Below are 13,305 nucleotides of genomic sequence, written 5' to 3'. Positions count from 1 at the left end.
CGTCATGGAACGCCGAAGGTCCAGCCTTCGGTGCGGGCGATCTCGGGCGTGAGCGCGGCGGGCGACCAGAGTTCCGGGCGATGGGCGACGGCGCGGAGCCAGGCGGTCGTGACGATCGCGTCGGTCGAATGATCGTCGTGGCGGGCCAGGCCGGGATGCTTGTCGGAGCCGAGCGCCTCGAGCGCGGCGTCCAGGCCGGTTTGGTCGCGGATCTTGCTCAGGCCCCGGAGGAGGCCGGCCGCGCGGGCGGCGATGGCGGTGTAGATCTCGACGATCACCGGGCCGCGCTGTGGGACGGGGTCGAAGGGCCAGACGGGAATGCGGTTGTCTAGGCGGTGGAGGACGCGCATGCCGGTCAGGCTCGACTTGCCGACCTGGGCCGCGCCGACGAGGTTGAGGCAACTCGATGGGGACAGGCCCATGCGCGCCTGTTCGACCTCGCAGACGCGCAGGCGACCCCGGCCGCCGGGGAAGGCCGCGCCGGTGCCGGTGTGATGGCGGAAATGGGGGTGCGCGTGTTCGTGGCGGAGGAAGCCGTTCACCGCGAGGTGGTCGTCGTCGACTGAGGCCTCGTCGACGAAGCGCCAGAGCGCCTTGGCATCCGGGGGCGATGCGGGCCAGCCGGGGAAGTAGCTTCCCTGGTCGAGGAAGGGGAGGCCGGGCGACAGGTCGAGACCGATAAGCAAGTCGGTTCCGGCCTCGGCATGCGCTTCAAGCCAATCGGCGATGCGGGCGCGCGACCAACCGTCCTCGGGGCGAAGCAGCGCGGGGGCGAAGCGTCCGACCGTCGCTTCGGCGAGGGCAAGTCCCTTCGGTCGTGCGACCGCCTCACCGGACCAGTCGATGACGGCGAAGCGGGTGAACAGCCTCACCGTGCTTTGATGATATCGGCGGCGAAGCGGGCGATGTCGAAGCGGGCGGGGCCGGGATCTTCGCCACGGCGGACGATCACGAGGCGTTCGGAGGGGATCACCATGACGTATTGGCCGCGATTGCCCTGCGCGGCGTAGCTGCCGGTGGGGAGGCCCTGCGCGGGGCCGAATAGCCAGAGGGTGCGGCCGTAGCCGGGGCCGGTCGCGGGCTGCGGGCCGAGCGGCTTGACCGAGTCGGCCATCCAGCCGGCGGGGAGCAGGCGCTGGCCTTGCCACACGCCGTCCTGGAGCATGAACTGGCCGAAGCGGGCGAGGTCGCGGGCGGTGGACCAGACCTGGGAAGAGAGGATGTAATTGCCGCGCCAGTCGGTCTCGGCGACCGTGTGGCGCATGCCGAGCCTGGCGAAGAGTTCGCGAGTGGGGAAGTCGCGGTGACGCTCCTCGCCCAGCTTGGCGCGGAGACCTCGGACGGCGAGCAGGATGTCGTTGTTGGCGTAGCGGAAGCGTGTGCCGGGCTGCGCGATGAGCGGCCACCCGGTCGCCTGCTCGGTGACGGCAACGCCGCCGAAATAGATGACGTCGGTGCGGCTGCCGGCGGTGTCGCTATGTAGGCCGGACGTCATGCGGAGGAGCTGGTCGGTCGTGATCGCCGCGCGTGGGTCCCCCGCCGCCTGCCATTCCGGAACCGGCGCGGCCACGGCGATATCGATCGCACCTTGCGCTTGCGCCACTCCAATCGTCATACCCGCAAGGCTCTTCGCGACCGACCAAGTGCGGTTGGAGGTGTAAGCGCCGAAGCCGTCGCGATAACGCTCGGCGACGACTTCGCCATCGCGGAGCACGACGACGCCGACGGTTTCCGAAGCCTGCCCGTAGGTGGTGCGGTCGAAGGCTCGAGTCATCGCCGCGACGAGCGTGGGCGAGGGGCGCGGCGCGATGCCGGTATCCCCCAAGGGCCATTGCTCCTCGCTTCGGCCCGGTCGAGCCCGGGCGATCAGCGGCGGTGGTTCGGCCTGTTCCTTTATCAGGACGTTGCCGGTCTCCGAGCCGATGGGGGCCAGCTCGCAACCGGTACCGTCGCGCCGCGTCGCGATGCGGGGCGCAAGGGTGTCCGACCAATCTACCCTGACCGAGTCGGAGACGAGATCGACGTCGGCTTTCAGCGTCGGCACGATCCCATCATATTCCGGGTAGATGCCGCGTAAGTCGTCGGCCTCGATCTGCCGCGCCGTCCGATCGGCATTGAAGATGCCCGAGCATATCGTCAGCGCCTTGTACCCCGCCGCGATCGCTCGTTGGTAGAGCGTGGGCTCGGTGGGGGCGACCTGCTGCGCCGCTGCCGGGACGGCCAGCAGCAGGGCCAGGCTAACCGCGCTTCTCATTCCTCTTCTCCTCCCACCAGGCCATGCGTTCGGCGATGCGGCGTTCCGCGCCTCGGTCGGTGGGGGTGTAGAAGGTCCGGGGCTCCATGTCGTCGGGCCAGTAATGCGCGCCGGAGAAGCCGTCCGCCTTGTCGTGGTCGTACTGGTAGCCTTCGCCGTAGCCGGCGTCGCGCATGAGTTTGGTGGGCGCGCTGAGGATCGAAAGCGGGGGCTGGAGCGAGCCGGTCTCGCGGGCGGTGGTCCAGGCGGCTTTCTGGGCGGCGTAGACGGCGTTCGACTTGGGGGCGGTGGCCAGGTAGAGGCAGGCCTGCGCGATGGCGAGCTCGCCTTCGGGGGAGCCGAGGAAGTCGTAGGCGTCCTTGGCGGCGAGGCATTGGACCAGCGCCTGCGGGTCGGCGAGGCCCACGTCCTCAACGGCGGCTCGGACAAGGCGGCGCAGGAGAAAGAGCGGCTGCTCGCCGGCAGTGAGCATCCGGGCGAGATAGTAGAGCGCGGCCTGCGGGTCGGAGCCGCGGATCGATTTGTGGAGCGCGGAGATGAGGCCGTAATGGCCTTCGCGGTCCTTGTCGTAGGTGGCGACGCGGCGCTGTAGGAGCGCGCCCAGGCCGGCGGGGTCGAGCGGGGCGGGCAGGTCGACCGAGTAGAGTGTCTCGACCTGGTTGAGGAGGAAGCGGCCGTCGCCGTCGGCGCTGGCGAGGAGCGCGTCACGGGCCTCCGCGTCGAGGGGTAGGGGGCGGGCGACCTCCGCCTCGGCCCGGTCGAGCAGCTTGCCAAGCGCGGCGTGATCGAGGCGGTGGAGGATGAGGACCTGGGCGCGGCTGAGGAGGGCGGCGTTGAGTTCGAAGCTGGGGTTCTCGGTGGTGGCGCCGACGAGGATGACGGTGCCGTCCTCGACGACGGGAAGGAAGCCGTCCTGCTGGGCGCGGTTGAAGCGGTGGATCTCGTCCACGAACAGGAGGGTGCGGCGGCCGGCGCGGGCGGCGTCGCGGGCTTCGGCGAAGGCCTTCTTAAGGTCGGCGATGCCGGAGAAGACGGCCGAGATGGACAGGAAGCGGAGGCCGACCGCGTCGGCGAGGAGGCGGGCGATGGTGGTCTTGCCGGTACCGGGCGGGCCCCAGAGGACGATCGAGGACAGGCGCCCCGCGGCGACCATGCGGCCGATCGCGCCCGTGGGGCCGGTCAGATGCTCCTGGCCGACGACGTCGGCCAGCGTGCGGGGGCGGAGGCGGTCGGCGAGCGGGGCGTCGGGGGTGGGTGCCTGCGGCTGTTCGAGGTCGGCGAAGAGGTCGGCCATGCGGGCACGATAGGCGAGATCGAGCGGAACCAGAAGAACCTGACCTATGCGGCGGGTCGGAGCTCTTGACTCCGCTATTCCAAGATATATCTTGAGCGCGTCAAGATAGAGGAGCGACGATCATGTGGCATGGGATGCAGGGACGGGGATGCGGGCCGCGCGGCGGTGGGCATTGGTCGCGGGGGCCGTTCAGCTTCGCGTGGGACGCGGGCGAGAAGCAGGAGGGCGGGCGCGGGCGGCCGATGTTCCGGCGCGAGGAGCTGCGGCTGATCGTGCTGAAGCTGATCGCTGACGAGCCGCGGCACGGATACGACCTGATCCGCGAGATCGAGGGGATCACCAAGGGGGCGTACGCGCCGAGCCCGGGTGTGGTGTACCCGCTGCTGACGCTGCTGGACGAGATGGACCTGACGGCCGAGCAGGTGTCGGAAGGCGCGAAGAAGCGATATGCGATCACCAATGCGGGTCGCCGCGAACTGGCGGAGAACGCCGAGCTGGTCGCGGGACTGATGGCACGGCTGGCCGAGATGGGCGCGGAGCGGAGCCGGGGCGAGGGGACGCCGATCCGCCGGGCGATGCAGAACCTGCGCGTCGCGCTCCAGCACCGGGTGCAACGGGGCGAAATGTCCGAGGACACGCTCCACGACATCGCGGCGCTGATCGACGAGGTGGCGCAGCGGATCGAACGGCTGCGCTGACGCGGTTCGGGCGCCCGCGCTAGGCGGGCGCGGCCATGACCTCGAGATAGGCATCGAGCGCGGCCTGATTGGCGGTGTCCCAGCGATAGGCGAGGGCGCGCGCGTGGCCGGCTTCTCCCATCGTGCGGCGTAGCGCGGGATCGGCCACGATGCGGGCGATCGCGTCGGCATAGGCCCCGACGTCGCGCGGCGGGACGAGGAAGCCGGTCACGCCGTGTTCGATCAGGTCGACCGCGCCGGTCGCGCGCGCGGCGACGACGGGGACGCCCGCGCACATCGCCTCGGTGGTGACGTTGCCGAACGTCTCGGTGACGCTGGGGTTGAAGAACATATCGGTGGAGGCGACCGCGCGGCCGAGATCGTCGCCCGACAGGAAGCCGGTGAAGACCGCGTCCGGCACCCGGCACGCGAACCAGTCGCGCGCGGGGCCGTCGCCGATCACGAGCACCTTGTGCGGAACGCCCCTTGCCTCGAGCTCGCGCACGACATGCGCGAAGATGCTGAGGCCCTTCTCCTTCACCAGCCGGCCGAGAAAGCCGATCACCGGGTCGGCGTCGGCGATCCCGAGCGCGCGCCGCCACGCCATGTCGCGGCGGCCGGGGTCGAAGCGGGCGTGGTCGATCCCGCGCGACCAGACGGAGATGGGCGCGGTGACGCCCCAGTCGCGCAACAGCCGTTCCATGCTGGGGCCGGGTACGAGCACGCGGTCGACGCGGTCGTAGAAGCGCTTCATCAGCCGTTCGATGAACGGCGTGACGAAGCCGAGCTTGTAGTAACGAAAGTACGTCTCGAACCGCGTGTGGAACGAGGCGACGGCGCGCACCCCGTTCGCCTCCGCCCAGCCGAGCGCGCGGTGGCCGAGCAGGTCGGGCGTCGAGACGTGGACGATGTTGGGCGCGAAAGCGGCGAGGTCGCGGCGCACCCGCGCCGGCAACCCGCGCGCCACGCGGTACTCGCCGCGTCCGAACGGCATGGGCAGCGCGGGCACGTCGACGAGGTCGCCGGTGGGTGGAAAGGCCGGGGTGCATGTGGTGGGAGAGTAGACGCGCACGGTCACGCCCTGGGCGAGCAGGTGCCCGACGAGCAGGTTCAGCGCCTGGTTCGCGCCGTCGCGGACGTAATTGTAATTGCCGCTGAAGAGCGCGACGCGCAGCTGAGATGGATCGGGGTCGGGTGGCTGCATCCCCGAGGCGCATAGCGGGCGTGGGCGGAGGCGGCAAACGGGCGGCGCGGTCGGCGGCGGGCCGCGCACCGCGGCGCGGCCCGCCGGTTCGTCACGAAGCGCGCCCCGTGAGCCACTGAGCGGGGGTCAGGGGGCGTGCCACGATCCTGATCTCTCCCAGCGACCCCAGGAACCCGCCGCCGGGAGGACCTCCGTCCCAATAACCCGCGCCGACGGTCCATGGCAGGCCGAGCGTGGCGAGGCCGACCGTGTCGATCGCGTTGCGGAGGACGGGCGCGCCCTCGACGTACATCGTCGTCTCGCGGGTGGTCGCGTCGCCCACGACCGCGACATGGATCCAGGTGTCCAGCACGATCTCCCCCGACCAGTTCACCCGCGACGAGCGGGGCGGCGCCTGTTCCGGGATGATTTCGAACTGAACTTCGCGCAGGTTGGAGAAGGCGAATTGGAGCGGGGGCGATTGCGGCAGGCCGCCCGCGAAACCCGAAAGGTTGCCGCGCCTGCCGGCCCGCGACATCATCGCCATGAACGAGTTGTTCGCGGCGGTCCAAGCGGCGGGGACCTTCATGAACGCCTCGACGGTATAGCCCGACGTGAAGGTCTCCGCGTTGATCGCGGCGTCGGCCGCCGTCAGGAAATAGCTGAGCCTGGGGCCGCGCGTGTTGCGGAAGGCGATGCTGCCCGGGGCGGACGACAGACGGTGGCGGTCATCGGTCCAGACCAGATCGTCGAGCGCGGCGGTGTTGCCCGCCGGTTGGTTGAGCCCGGCGCGCCTGATCGCGTTGCCGTTGCCCGACCGGTCCTCGATGACCGCGCCTTCGGACACCGCGGTCCCGTTCGCGCCGCCGAAGAAGCGCCAATGCGCCCGCGTCTCGGGGATGCGCGGATAATCGTCGGGACCCGCCGGGGTGCGGGAGACGATCGGGGCGGGCGCGGCGAAGCCGTTGGTGATGAGGGCCGACGCGGCCGGGGCGACGTTGGCGATCGCCGTGGCGGCGGAGGAGGCGCGGAAATCGGGGCTGAACCGCGCGAACCTCCGCGCGAAATCCATCGAAATGCTGAACTGGTGGTTGGGTTCGGTCAGCACCGGCTGGTCGAACGCGTTCAGGCTGTCGCCGGGTTTCTGCCGCACCCAGGGGGAAAAGGTGATCGCGTTGATGCGGTTGTTGGTGAGGTCGATCTCGTAGAAGCGCATCAGCGCGTTCCCGCCCTGGTACGCCATCTGGTAGTCCACGACCATCTGTTCGACGGCGTTGCCGAAATCGTTAAGCTTGGTCAGCCGCGACGAGCCGTGATAATGACCGTTCAACGTCATGAAAATCTGATCGTTGTCGCGGATCAGCCGCTGCCAGAGAAGGTCGCCATAGCTCGTCTCGCGCGGGCTGAGGCCGTCGTTGGCGATGGCCAGCAGATCGTGGTTGACGAGGATGACCGGCAGCGTCGGGTTGGCGGCGATGACGCCGCGCGCCCAGGCGATCGCCGCATCGGACGCGCGCCAGGACATCGACAGCACCATGAATCGCTGACCTTCGGCGGTGAAGGTGTGATATTCGTGGAACCCGCTGGCGTCGCGACCGCCGAAGGTCGCCTGGCGGCTCGCCCGGTCGCGCCCGAACGTCTGCAGATACGGCTCGACCGCGAGATCGCGGGCGGCGTCGGTCCCCGTCGCTTGGTCGGCCGGAACATTGTAGCCGATGTCCTGGCGGACGTCGTGATTGCCGGCGAGGATCGAATAAGGAATTTTGGCGTCCTCCAACGCCTTCATCGCGGTGTCCGCGACCGCCCATTGCTGCGGCCGGGTCGCCTGATCGACCACGTCGCCAAGGTGGATGACGAAGGGAATGCGGAGCTGCGCGGCGTTGGCGGCGATCCAATTGGTCTGGGCCAGGAACGGCTCGCTGCCATAGCGCCTGGCGAACTGGTTGCCCGTCTCCGCGGTGGCGTAGCGCGAGTAGAACTGCGTGTCGGGCAGCACGGCCAGGCCGAAGCTGGAGATGGTCGCCGGAGGGGGCGGCGTCGCGCCGACAGCCGGCGCGCCGTCCTGGTCGTCGCCGCAGCCCGAGAGGATCGTCGACAGTAGTAAGGAACTCAAGCCGTATCCCAGAAAGGAGCGCCGATCGGGGACCAGGGACGAGCCGTCGAACGCGTTCTGTAGGTCACGCAGGCGCTCAGCATTCACTTCCGCTTCGCTCATGATGGAGTCGGGTCCTCGTCCGTTCGGGGTGTTCATGCCGATAAGCCGCATCGGCGACGGTGGCGTGAATGATCGATGATGAATCCGTGAACGCTCACATCTTCGCTTCCCCGATCGGACCATGGACCGCCTCCGTGATCCGGGGCGGCGTAGCGCGGTCGGATGGGGGCATTTCCGGGCACGGTCGGGCCCTCACCCTGGCGCTTCGCGCCTGTCCCTCTCCCGCGAAAGCGGGAGAGGGGTTGGAATGCGTTCTCTTCCCGTTCCTCCATCGCTATATTCCGCCCATGGCCCGCCCGCATAAGCGTTTCGTCTGTCAGGCCTGCGGGTCGGTATCCTCGCGGTGGCAGGGGCAATGCGCCGATTGTTCGGAGTGGAACACGATCGTCGAGGAAGCACCATCGACCGCCGCGACCCCGTTCCAGGCCAAGCATAATCTGCAGGGCGGGGGCCGCGCGATCGAAATGATCGGGCTCGATTCGGAGGTCAAGCTCCCCGACCGGATGACGACGGGCATCGCCGAGCTGGACCGGGCGATGGGCGGGGGGTTCGTGGAGGCGTCGGCGACGCTGTTCGCGGGCGATCCGGGGATCGGCAAGTCGACGCTGCTGCTCCAGGCCGCGGCCAGGCTGGCGCTGGCGGGGCGGGGGGTCGCGTATGTCTCGGGCGAGGAGGCGGCGGACCAGGTTCGCTTACGCGCGCGGCGGCTGGGGCTGGGCGCCGCGCCGGTGCGGCTGGCGGCGGCGACCTCGACGCGCGACATCCTCACGACGCTGAGCATGGGGCCGCCGCCCGCCCTGCTGGTGATCGACTCGATCCAGACGATGCATTCGGACCTGATCGAGGGCGCGCCCGGCACCGTCAGCCAGGTGCGCGCGTCGGCGCAGGAGCTGATCCGTTTCGCCAAGGAGCGCGGGACCGCGGTGGTGCTGGTCGGGCATGTCACCAAGGACGGGTCGATCGCGGGCCCGCGCGTGCTGGAGCACATGGTCGACACGGTGCTGAGCTTCGAGGGGGAGCGGTCGCACCAGTACCGCATCCTGCGCGCGGTCAAGAACCGGTTCGGCGGCACGGACGAGATCGGCGTGTTCGCGATGGACGAGGAGGGCCTGAGCGAGGTCGCGAACCCATCGGCGCTGTTCCTGACGCACCGCGAAGAGGGCGTGACGGGGGCGACGGTGTTCCCGGCGTTGGAAGGCACGCGGCCGGTGCTCGTCGAAATTCAGGCGCTGGTCGTGCGGCTGGCGAGCGGGGCGACGCCGAGGCGGTCGGTGGTGGGGTGGGACTCGGGACGGCTGGCGATGGTGCTGGCGGTGCTGGAGGCGCGGTGCGGGCTGTCGTTCTCGTCGGCCGAAGTGTATCTGAACGTGGCGGGGGGCTACCGGGTGCAGGACCCGGCGGCCGACCTGGCGGTGGCGGCGGCGTTGGTGTCCGCCCTGTCGGAGCGGCCGGTGCCCGCCGACGCGGTGGCGTTCGGGGAGATCGCGCTGTCGGGCGAAGTGCGGCCGGTCGCGCATGCGGCGCTGCGCTGCAAGGAGGCGGGCAAGCTGGGGTTCGAGCGGGCGCTCGCGCCGGCGAGCGTGGGGAAGGACGCGGGTCCGCTCAGGGTGTCGGGGTTCAAGACGCTGGGCGCGCTCGTTGACCATCTGTTGGGGCGGGGGTAGCTCCGCCGGGACGGTTCACCATCGAAACGGACATTTGTGGCGCTCACTTCGCTCGACATCTTCGTACTGTTGGCCGTGGTCGGATCGGCGTTGCTCGGGCTGAAGCGCGGGTTCGTTTACGAGGTGCTGGCGCTAGGCGCGTGGGTCGCCGTGGTGTTCGCGATCAAGCTGTTCCACCTGCCGCTCGCCCAAGTCCTGGCGGCGAGCGTGGGGACGGCGAGCGGCGGCGCGACGCTCGCCTTTGCGATCTTGGCGGGGGGCACGTGGCTGATCGGACGCGTGATCGCCAATGCGATCGGAAAGCGGACCAAGGCGTCGGTGCTGGGGCCGGTGGACCGGGCGCTGGGGTTCGGGTTCGGGGCGCTCAAGGGATTGCTGGTCGCGGCGTTGCTGTTCCTGCTGGCGACGTTGCTGTTCGATTTCATGGGCGGGGGACCGCGCGGGCGGCCGGAATGGATGCGGACGTCGCGGACCTATCCGCTGCTGAACGCCACCAGCGCGGGGATCGCGGATTTCGTGGACCGGCGGCGTAAGGGCGAGCCGGTGTTTAAAGTCGACGCCGGTTCGGGCGCGAAGGAAGAGAAATGAGCGTCGCGCTATACAACCCGGACATCCTGCGGCTGGCGGCGGAGATGCCGCATGGCGCTCGGCTGCCCGCGCCGATGGGATCGTCGGAGAAACGGTCGGCGGTGTGCGGAAGCCGGGTAACCGTGGATGTCGATCTGGACGCGGACGGGCGTGTCGCGGCGGTCGGCATGCTTGTCCGGGCCTGCGCGTTGGGGCAGGCGGCGTCGTCGCTGCTCGCGGGCGGGGCCGTCGGGCGGACGCCGAGTGAGCTGGCGGAAGCGCGCGATGATCTGGCGCGGTGGCTGACCCAGGGTGGTGCCGCGCCGGACTGGCCCGGCCTCGGCGTGTTCGAGCCGGCGCGGGCGTACCCGGCGCGGCATGCGTCGATCCGGCTGGCGTTCGAGGCGGCGGCCGAGGCGGCGGAGCAGGCATCGGCCAAGGCGGCCGCCGCCTGATGGAGCATGGGTCGAACATGCTGCGCGACGGGGCGATCCTGCTCGCGTTCGGGCTGGCGTGCGTGCTGCTGTTTCGCAAGCTCGGGCTGGGCGCGACGCTGGGGTACCTGGTCGCGGGGGCGGTGGTCGGGCCGCAGATGCTGGGGCTGGTCGGCGGAGCGGAGTCGATGCTCGGGTTCGCCGAGTTCGGGATCACGATCCTGCTGTTCCTGGTCGGGCTGGAGCTGAATCCACAGCGATTGTGGCGGTTGAAGCACGATATATTCGGGCTGGGGCTGCTGCAGGTCGTGCTATGCGGGCTGGGGTTGACCGGGGTGCTGGTGCTGGCGCGTTTCTCGCCGGCCGCGGCGCTCGCGCTGGGGTTGCCGCTGGCGCTGTCGTCGACGGCGCAGGTCCTGCCGATGCTGCAATCGGTCGGGCGGCTCAGGACGCCGTTCGGCGAGCGGGCGTTCTCCGTGCTGTTGTTCCAGGACCTGTCGATCGTGCCGCTGATCGCGATCCTGGCGGCGATGAGCCGCGCGCCCGCGAACGTGGATGCGACGCCGGGCTGGGTGGTGGGCGTCCAGACGCTTACGGCGGTGGTCGGGCTGGTGCTGGCGGGGCGGTTCCTGCTCCGGCCGCTGTTCCGGCTGATCGGGCGGCTGGGCGAGCGCGAGATGTTCGTGTTCGCGGGGCTGTTCACCGTCGTCGCGAGCGCGGCGCTGATGGCGTCATTGGGGCTGTCCACGGCGCTGGGCGCGTTCATCGCGGGCGTGATGCTGGCCGACAGCCCGTACCGGCACGAGCTGGAGGCGGATGTCGAACCGTTCCGGTCGGTGCTGCTGGGGTTGTTCTTCCTGGCGGTGGGGATGATGCTCGACCTCCATGCGATCGCCGATCGGCCGCTGTTCGTGCTGGGCATGGCGGCGGCGGTGATCGGAGTGAAGACGGGGGTGATCTTCGCGCTGGGGCTGGCGTTCCGGATGGGGTGGCGCGAGGCGCTGGCTCTGGGGCTGCTGCTCAGCCAGGGAGGCGAGTTCGGGTTCGTGCTGTTCACGCAGGCGCAGGCGGGGCGGCTGATCCTGCCGGAGACCGCGTCGCTGTTCGGGGCGGTGGTGACGGTATCGATGGCGTTCACGCCGTTCCTGATGCGCTACACGCAGCGGATCAGGGCCGAGCCCGAGCGCGAGGAGGGCGCGATGCCCGAGGGTCCGCCCGGCGACGGGGCGAGCGCGCTGGTGATCGGATACGGCCGGTTCGGGCAGACGGTGGCGCAGATGCTGATCCTGCAACGCATCAAGGTTACGCTGATCGATCAGGATCCCGAGATGATCGAGACGGCGGGGACGTTCGGGGCCAAGGTCTATTATGGTGACGGGACGCGGATGGACCTGCTGCGACAGGCGGGGGCGGCGGAGGCTCAGCTGCTGCTGTTCTGCCCCAACGGCGATTTGATCGACGCGGATTTCCTGCACGGGGTGGCGGCGGCGTTTCCGAAGGCGTCGGTGTTCGTGCGCGCGTATGACCGGCGGAGCATGATCAGGATCGCGGGCGGACCCATCGCGGGCGCGGTGCGCGAGGTGATCGAATCGGCGGTGTGCATGGCGCGGATGGCGATGGCGGCGTTGGAGATCGACGACGATGATATCGACCGGGTCGAGGACGAGTACCGGAAACGCGATGAGGAGCGGTTGAGGGAACAGTCGGACACGGGCGACCTGCGCGCGGGGATCGAGCGGATCATCACGGAGAACCGGCAGTTGGCGGGGGAGAGCTGAACATGCTGCAGGTAATGGCGGCGCTGTCGGGCGCGATCGCGGTCGCGGCGGGCGCCTACGGCGCGCACGGCGCGCACGGCAAGGCGGCCGAGTGGCTGAGCACGGGCGCGCAGTACCAGCTGGTCCACGCGGTCGCCGCGCTGGTCGCGATGGGCATGGGCGCGCGCGGCGCGTCCTGGGCGTTCGTCGCGGGGGCGGCGCTGTTCGCGGGCACGCTGTATCTGATGGCGGCGGGCGCCCCGAAATGGCTGGGCGCGGTGACGCCGATCGGGGGATTGGTGCTGATCGGGGGGTGGGTCTGGTTGGCTTGGGCGGGGGTGCGAGCGAGCTGAACCTGACCCGTCATGCCGGACCTGATTCGGCATCCCGCTTCTCGGCTGCGGCGAAAAGCGGGACCCCGGATCAAGTCCGGGGTGACGAGCAAAAGGTCACCGCTTCTTCCGGCAGGCGTCGGAGCAGTAGATCACGCTGTCCCAGTCGCGGGCCCACTTCTTGCGCCAAGTGAAGGGGCGGTCGCAGGCGGGGCATACCTTTGTCGGGAGGTTCTGCTTTTTCACCCCGTTGGGCATCGGCGAGGCTCCACGTCGAGAAAGGCGATCACGTCGACCAAGTCGACGGTGCGGTCGAGGAAGGCCTCGCCGATCCCTCGCGTGAGGAGGAAGGGAAGGATGCCGCCGCTGACCTTTTTGTCGTGGCGCATGTGGTCGACCAGGCGCGCGCCCGAGGCGGTGACGCCCGCCAAGCCGTCGGGGAGGCCGACCGCGTGGAGGTGGGCGGCGACGCGCTCGGCGTCGGCGGGCGGGCAGAGGCCGCGGCGGACCGAGTAGCGATGGGCGAGCGCGCAGCCGGCAGCGACGGCCTCGCCGTGTAAGAGCGTGCCGTCGAATCCCGCTTCGGCTTCGAGCGCGTGGCCGAAGGTGTGGCCGAGATTGAGGAGGGCGCGTTGGCCCGTCGTTTCGTGCTCGTCGGCGGTCACGATCCGCGCCTTGGAGGCGACCGAGTGCGCGATGGCGTGGGCGCGGGCGTCCGCGTCGCCGGCGAGGAGCGCGGGGCCGTTCGCCTCGCACCAGGCGAAGAAGTCGGGGTCGTCGATCAGGCCGTATTTGACCACCTCCGCATAGCCGGCGCGCAGTTCGCGCGGGGGGAGGGTGTCCAGCACCTCCGGGTCGATCAGGACGAGGCGGGGTTGGTGGAACGCGCCGATCAGGTTCTTGCCCGCGCGCGCGTTGATGCCGGTCT

General features: G+C 70.0%; 13 protein-coding genes. 6 read left to right on the top strand and 7 right to left on the bottom strand.

Annotation, left to right across the window (positions count from 1 at the left end; translation table 11 throughout):
- Nucleotides 1-2 precede the first annotated feature (2 nt).
- The 3 genes from ACFE71_RS08730 to ACFE71_RS08720 are packed head-to-tail and all read right to left on the bottom strand — an operon-like array spanning nucleotide 3 to nucleotide 3,548.
- Nucleotides 3-872 (bottom strand): hypothetical protein, encoded by an 870-nt coding sequence (locus ACFE71_RS08730; RefSeq protein ID WP_375428412.1) that lies wholly within the window; start codon nucleotides 870-872, stop codon nucleotides 3-5.
- On the bottom strand, nucleotides 869-2,254 hold the full coding sequence (locus ACFE71_RS08725) for a serine hydrolase domain-containing protein (protein WP_375428411.1): 1,386 nt from the start codon (nucleotides 2,252-2,254) through the stop codon (nucleotides 869-871). Before ACFE71_RS08725 ends, ACFE71_RS08730 begins: the two co-directional genes overlap by 4 nt.
- Complete coding sequence (locus ACFE71_RS08720) at nucleotides 2,238-3,548, bottom strand: replication-associated recombination protein A (protein WP_375428410.1); 1,311 nt, start codon at nucleotides 3,546-3,548, stop codon at nucleotides 2,238-2,240. The genes ACFE71_RS08725 and ACFE71_RS08720 overlap by 17 nt, the downstream gene beginning before the upstream one ends.
- A gap of 122 nt (nucleotides 3,549-3,670) precedes the next feature.
- Here ACFE71_RS08720 and ACFE71_RS08715 point away from each other — a divergent pair, with 122 nt between their 5' ends.
- Nucleotides 3,671-4,246 (top strand): PadR family transcriptional regulator, encoded by a 576-nt coding sequence (locus ACFE71_RS08715; protein WP_375428409.1) that lies wholly within the window; start codon nucleotides 3,671-3,673, stop codon nucleotides 4,244-4,246.
- A gap of 19 nt (nucleotides 4,247-4,265) precedes the next feature.
- Here ACFE71_RS08715 and ACFE71_RS08710 read toward each other — a convergent pair whose 3' ends face one another.
- Both ACFE71_RS08710 and ACFE71_RS08705 read right to left on the bottom strand, forming a co-directional pair.
- The gene (locus ACFE71_RS08710) at nucleotides 4,266-5,429 is read right to left on the bottom strand and encodes a glycosyltransferase family 4 protein (protein ID WP_375428408.1); all 1,164 of its coding nucleotides are present in this window, start codon (nucleotides 5,427-5,429) and stop codon (nucleotides 4,266-4,268) included.
- 91 nt (nucleotides 5,430-5,520) lie between these two features.
- Complete coding sequence (locus ACFE71_RS08705; protein WP_375428407.1) at nucleotides 5,521-7,623, bottom strand: LamG-like jellyroll fold domain-containing protein; 2,103 nt, start codon at nucleotides 7,621-7,623, stop codon at nucleotides 5,521-5,523.
- A gap of 287 nt (nucleotides 7,624-7,910) precedes the next feature.
- On the opposite strand from ACFE71_RS08705, the gene radA reads away from it, so the two are divergent.
- From radA to ACFE71_RS08680, 5 genes are read left to right on the top strand one after another with little or no spacing between them, the layout of a single operon-like run.
- Nucleotides 7,911-9,287, top strand: coding sequence for a DNA repair protein RadA (radA, locus tag ACFE71_RS08700; protein ID WP_375428406.1), 1,377 nt, complete (start codon nucleotides 7,911-7,913; stop codon nucleotides 9,285-9,287).
- A 36-nt stretch (nucleotides 9,288-9,323) separates the two neighbouring features.
- Complete coding sequence (locus ACFE71_RS08695; protein WP_375428405.1) at nucleotides 9,324-9,875, top strand: CvpA family protein; 552 nt, start codon at nucleotides 9,324-9,326, stop codon at nucleotides 9,873-9,875.
- Entirely contained in the window at nucleotides 9,872-10,309 is a 438-nt protein-coding gene (locus tag ACFE71_RS08690) for an iron-sulfur cluster assembly scaffold protein (protein ID WP_375428404.1), read from the top strand. The genes ACFE71_RS08695 and ACFE71_RS08690 overlap by 4 nt, the downstream gene beginning before the upstream one ends.
- Entirely contained in the window at nucleotides 10,309-12,066 is a 1,758-nt protein-coding gene (locus ACFE71_RS08685; protein WP_375428403.1) for a cation:proton antiporter, read from the top strand. The genes ACFE71_RS08690 and ACFE71_RS08685 overlap by 1 nt, the downstream gene beginning before the upstream one ends.
- 2 nt (nucleotides 12,067-12,068) lie before the next feature.
- The gene (locus ACFE71_RS08680; protein ID WP_375428402.1) at nucleotides 12,069-12,398 is read left to right on the top strand and encodes a DUF423 domain-containing protein; all 330 of its coding nucleotides are present in this window, start codon (nucleotides 12,069-12,071) and stop codon (nucleotides 12,396-12,398) included.
- 96 nt (nucleotides 12,399-12,494) lie between these two features.
- On the opposite strand, the gene ACFE71_RS08675 is transcribed toward ACFE71_RS08680, so the two are convergent.
- Both ACFE71_RS08675 and ACFE71_RS08670 read right to left on the bottom strand, forming a co-directional pair.
- Nucleotides 12,495-12,635, bottom strand: coding sequence for a DUF2256 domain-containing protein (locus tag ACFE71_RS08675; protein ID WP_375428401.1), 141 nt, complete (start codon nucleotides 12,633-12,635; stop codon nucleotides 12,495-12,497).
- On the bottom strand, nucleotides 12,620-13,305 hold a 686-nt coding region (locus ACFE71_RS08670), incomplete at its 5' end, for a 3-dehydroquinate synthase family protein (RefSeq protein WP_375428400.1). The genes ACFE71_RS08675 and ACFE71_RS08670, both read right to left, overlap by 16 nt.

This window comes from uncultured Sphingomonas sp., assembly GCF_964237155.1.
GTDB lineage: Bacteria > Pseudomonadota > Alphaproteobacteria > Sphingomonadales > Sphingomonadaceae > Sphingomonas.
This window is presented reverse-complemented; position numbering and strand designations above follow the sequence as displayed.

Bases quoted from the DNA above. Each gene is read 5' to 3' on its own strand.
- ACFE71_RS08705 (WP_375428407.1), bottom strand. From the start codon at position 7,623: ATGAGCGAAGCGGAAGTGAATGCTGAGCGCCTGCGTGACCTACAGAAC.
- ACFE71_RS08680 (WP_375428402.1), top strand. From the start codon at position 12,069: ATGCTGCAGGTAATGGCGGCGCTGTCGGGCGCGATCGCGGTCGCGGCG.
- ACFE71_RS08720 (WP_375428410.1), bottom strand. From the start codon at position 3,548: ATGGCCGACCTCTTCGCCGACCTCGAACAGCCGCAGGCACCCACCCCC.
- ACFE71_RS08675 (WP_375428401.1), bottom strand. From the start codon at position 12,635: ATGCCCAACGGGGTGAAAAAGCAGAACCTCCCGACAAAGGTATGCCCC.
- ACFE71_RS08725 (WP_375428411.1), bottom strand. From the start codon at position 2,254: ATGAGAAGCGCGGTTAGCCTGGCCCTGCTGCTGGCCGTCCCGGCAGCG.
- ACFE71_RS08685 (WP_375428403.1), top strand. From the start codon at position 10,309: ATGGAGCATGGGTCGAACATGCTGCGCGACGGGGCGATCCTGCTCGCG.
- ACFE71_RS08710 (WP_375428408.1), bottom strand. From the start codon at position 5,429: ATGCAGCCACCCGACCCCGATCCATCTCAGCTGCGCGTCGCGCTCTTC.
- radA (WP_375428406.1), top strand. From the start codon at position 7,911: ATGGCCCGCCCGCATAAGCGTTTCGTCTGTCAGGCCTGCGGGTCGGTA.
- ACFE71_RS08690 (WP_375428404.1), top strand. From the start codon at position 9,872: ATGAGCGTCGCGCTATACAACCCGGACATCCTGCGGCTGGCGGCGGAG.
- ACFE71_RS08715 (WP_375428409.1), top strand. From the start codon at position 3,671: ATGTGGCATGGGATGCAGGGACGGGGATGCGGGCCGCGCGGCGGTGGG.